At 66.0% G+C, this 3,248-nt stretch carries 2 protein-coding genes and 2 pseudogenes; 1 reads left to right on the top strand and 3 read right to left on the bottom strand.

Translation table 11 applies throughout. The features are described 5' to 3' along the window. Positions 1-98: 98 nt before the first annotated feature. The 3 genes and pseudogenes from ABZ624_RS42505 to ABZ624_RS42515 all read right to left on the bottom strand — a co-directional run. Positions 99-723, bottom strand: a pseudogene (locus ABZ624_RS42505) (S-adenosylmethionine synthetase N-terminal domain-containing protein); the annotation flags it as partial. Beyond that, positions 690-1,331, bottom strand: coding sequence for a hypothetical protein (locus ABZ624_RS42510; protein WP_360101018.1), 642 nt, complete (start codon positions 1,329-1,331; stop codon positions 690-692). The gene ABZ624_RS42510 and the pseudogene ABZ624_RS42505, both read right to left, overlap by 34 nt. A 224-nt stretch (positions 1,332-1,555) precedes the next feature. Then, on the bottom strand, positions 1,556-2,932 hold the full coding sequence (locus tag ABZ624_RS42515; protein ID WP_360101021.1) for a UDP-glucose/GDP-mannose dehydrogenase family protein: 1,377 nt from the start codon (positions 2,930-2,932) through the stop codon (positions 1,556-1,558). Between the two features lie 206 nt (positions 2,933-3,138). Between ABZ624_RS42515 and ABZ624_RS42520 the strand changes: the two are divergent. Beyond that, positions 3,139-3,248, top strand: a pseudogene (locus ABZ624_RS42520) (IS5/IS1182 family transposase); the annotation flags it as partial.

The raw sequence follows: 3,248 nt of genomic DNA on the forward strand, positions 1-3,248 counted from the left end.
ACTGTGGCGGATAGTTCTTCATGACCACGAGATGTCCGTTCTCAGATCCTCAGGATCCAGTGTCTCGTGTGTCCAAGATCAGGGGTCAAGGCCCGGGTGCGGATGTCGGGTGCCAGCAGGTCGTCCAGGTCGACGTCTGCGGCATGCTGGGCGGAGACGACGACCGTATCAAGGCGCACGGCACGGCTGCCCACGTACTCGATGGTGACCTGGGTCTTTCCGTCAGGGCGCAGGTAGGGGGCAATGCCCTGCGCACGCGGGTGAGCCGATGCGCCAACCGGTGAGCCAACTGAATCGGCAGCGGCATCAGTTCCGGCGTCTCGTCGCAGGCATACCCGAACATCAATCCCTGGTCACCGGCGCCCTGCACGTCCAGCGGGTCGGCGTCTTCGCCGGTGCCGTCCACGCCCCGTGCGATGTCCAGGGACTGGGCACCGATCGACACGGACACCCCGCATGAGCGGCCGTCGAAACCCTTGTGGGAGGCGTCGTAGCCGATGTCGAGGACGGTATCGCGGACCAGACCCGGGATGTCCGCGTACGCCGTAGTGGTGACCTCTCCGGCGACGTGCACCGGCCGGTCGTGATCAGGGTCTCCACGGCGACCCGCGAGCGCGAGTCCTCCTTGAGCAGGGCATCGAGGAACGTGTCACTGATCCGGTCGGCAATCTTGTCGGGGTGCCCCTCGGTCACAGACCCCGAGATGAACAAACGGCGGGACATGACTCTCCCTGGGATTGCAGCGGCTGCTGACTGAAGGCGCCGGGCCGGCGAGCCCTCTCCCCCGTTACGGGAGTGGCCGGTTCGATTTCGTCCGCTCCGTGGGCACGGCAGACCTGCAGGTGGGGCACGGCGACGACATACCAGGGCGCGGGATAGGGGTCGGGTCGGTCCCAGCCGACACTGACGTGGACGACCGTGCCGGTGTGGGGCTCGCCGAGGATGTGCACGATGGCTCCCACCGGGTGCGCCGTGCTCAGGACATGGCGCACGATGTCAGCATTGAGTGCTCGTGTTTCGGACCTGGCCTGGTGTGCGTGCTCGCTGAGGTCGTAGCAGTAGCGGCCGGTGCGGCGCAGGTAGACCAGCGCGCTGACCAGATGGCGCTGTTGGGGCGATGGCCAGAGGGTGCTGTGGAGCTGCCACTGGGCGAACAGCTGGAATTCAATGGCTGATGCGGGCAGGCCGTTGAGGTCAGCTGTGCGGCTGATCTGCTGAGGGACATGACTCGCCGCTTTAACCCGCGGCAGAGGGGAGTCGGCCGCATGACAGGTTGCTGGTGTCTGTGGGTGAAGGCCTTGGTCTTGTTCCGGGCCGGGCAGGGTCAGCATGCTTCACCATCCACGTCACCACTGAAGTTTGACATCGTCATGGACAGCTCCGGAGCTCAGAGAGGGAAAGTGATGGTTTGGTGGCGTGCGGGGAGAGGGCGCCGCGGCAGCATCCGCGACTGCTACCAGGAGTTCCATTCGCTGATATTGCCGCTCCCCCTGCCCGGTGTGTGGCTTCCCGCGGGTGCGAGGCCTTTCAGGCCGGTCGAGCGGCAATACACCTGTCATGGCTGCCATGTCCGAGGAGTCGTCACGCTTGGCTTCCGGAAGTCCGGATACGGTGCGGTGGCCGGACGACCGAGGGCGCGGACGTTCCATCCGGCAGACACCCATCGTCCGGTGTCGAGCGAGTTGCGCGCGTCGAGCAAGGCCGGAGTGTGCACCAATGCGGCGAGTGCGTCAGGATCTAGTGAGCGGTACTCCGACCACTCTGTGAGGTGGAGGACGGCGTCGGCATCCCGGCATGCCTCGGATACCTCGTCCTCGTAGTGGGGTCCGGGCAACGCGGTGCGTGCGTTCTCGATGCCTTGGGGGTCGTGGACCCGGACCTCGGCACCTTGGCGGTGGAGTTCGGCGGCGACGGTGAGCGAGGGCGAGTCTCGAACGTCGTCGCTGTCGGGCTTGAAGGTGGCCCCGAGTACGGCGATGCGGTGGCCGACCAGGTCACCCCCCACCAGGTCCCGGGCGGCCGTGACGGTGCGCCACCGCTGGTGAAGATTGATCTCGTCGACCTGCCTCAGGAAGGAGACCGCGTGGTCCACGCCCAGTTCCTGCGCTCGTGCGGCAAAGGCGCGGAGGTCTTTGGGCAGGCATCCGCCGCCGAAACCCAAGCCGGCGGACAGAAAGCGCCGCCCGATGCGGGGGTCGTGGCCGATGGCGTCGGCCAACGTCACCACGTCGGCCCCGACCGTGTCGCACACTTCGGCCATGGCATTGATGAACGAGATCTTGGTAGCCAGGAAGGAGTTGGCGGCCATCTTGACCAGTTCGGCCGTTGCCGGGTCTGTACTGATATAGGGGACGCCAGCGGTGAGCATCGGCGCGTAGACGGCCCTCAGGACCGCATCGGCGCGTGCGGTGGTGACGCCTGCGACCAGCCGGTCCGGCCGCAGTGTGTCGTGGACGGCTAAACCTTGGCGTAGGAACTCCGGATTCCATGCCACCTCGGCCTTGATGCCTGTAGGCACGTGTGCCGCCAGCCTGGCGGTGAGCCGTTCAGCGGTGCCCACGGGGACGGTGGACTTGCCGACAACGAGGGCATCCTGCCGCAGATGCAGAGCGAGACCGTCGATGACGGCATCGACGTGGCTGAGGTCGGCGGCGGGTGAATCGCCGTGCTGCGGAGTGCCGACGCAGACGAAATGCAGCTCACTGAAGCCAGCGGCCTCGCGTAGACAGGTCGTGAAACGCAGTCGCCCCGAGGCGACGTTTCTGGCCAGCACCTCGTCCAGCCCCGGCTCGAAGAAGGGCGCCCGTCCCTCGGCCAGTGCCTTGATCCTCCTCGCATCCACGTCGATCCCGAGGACGTCATGCCCGATCTCGGCCATGCACGCGGCGTGCACAGCTCCGAGATATCCCGTGCCGATGACGGTCAACCGCATGCCATATCTCCTCTTTGAGTGTCCTCAGGTTTGCCGCCTGATTGGTTTGTGGGCCGTGCTGAAGAGGCGGTCGTACCGGTGACGTTCTTCCGGATGCGGAAAAGTTCGCTCATCCTGGCCGGAAGTCCCTTAGAGCTCGTAACACGATCTTGGTGAGGTGTGCTGGTCTGGCGTGACCAGTACGACGATTCCGCCGTTCGTGAGGTGTGAGGAACCGGCCGTGGATCGTGGACGACGACTTGTGGGCGCTGATCGAGCCGTTGCTGCCGCCCTGGCCGCAGAGAGCTCCTGGCCCCAGGCCCGTGCCGGACCGGCT

This window comes from Streptomyces sp. NPDC007205 (genome assembly GCF_040634095.1).
Classification (GTDB): Bacteria; Actinomycetota; Actinomycetes; order Streptomycetales; family Streptomycetaceae; genus Streptomyces.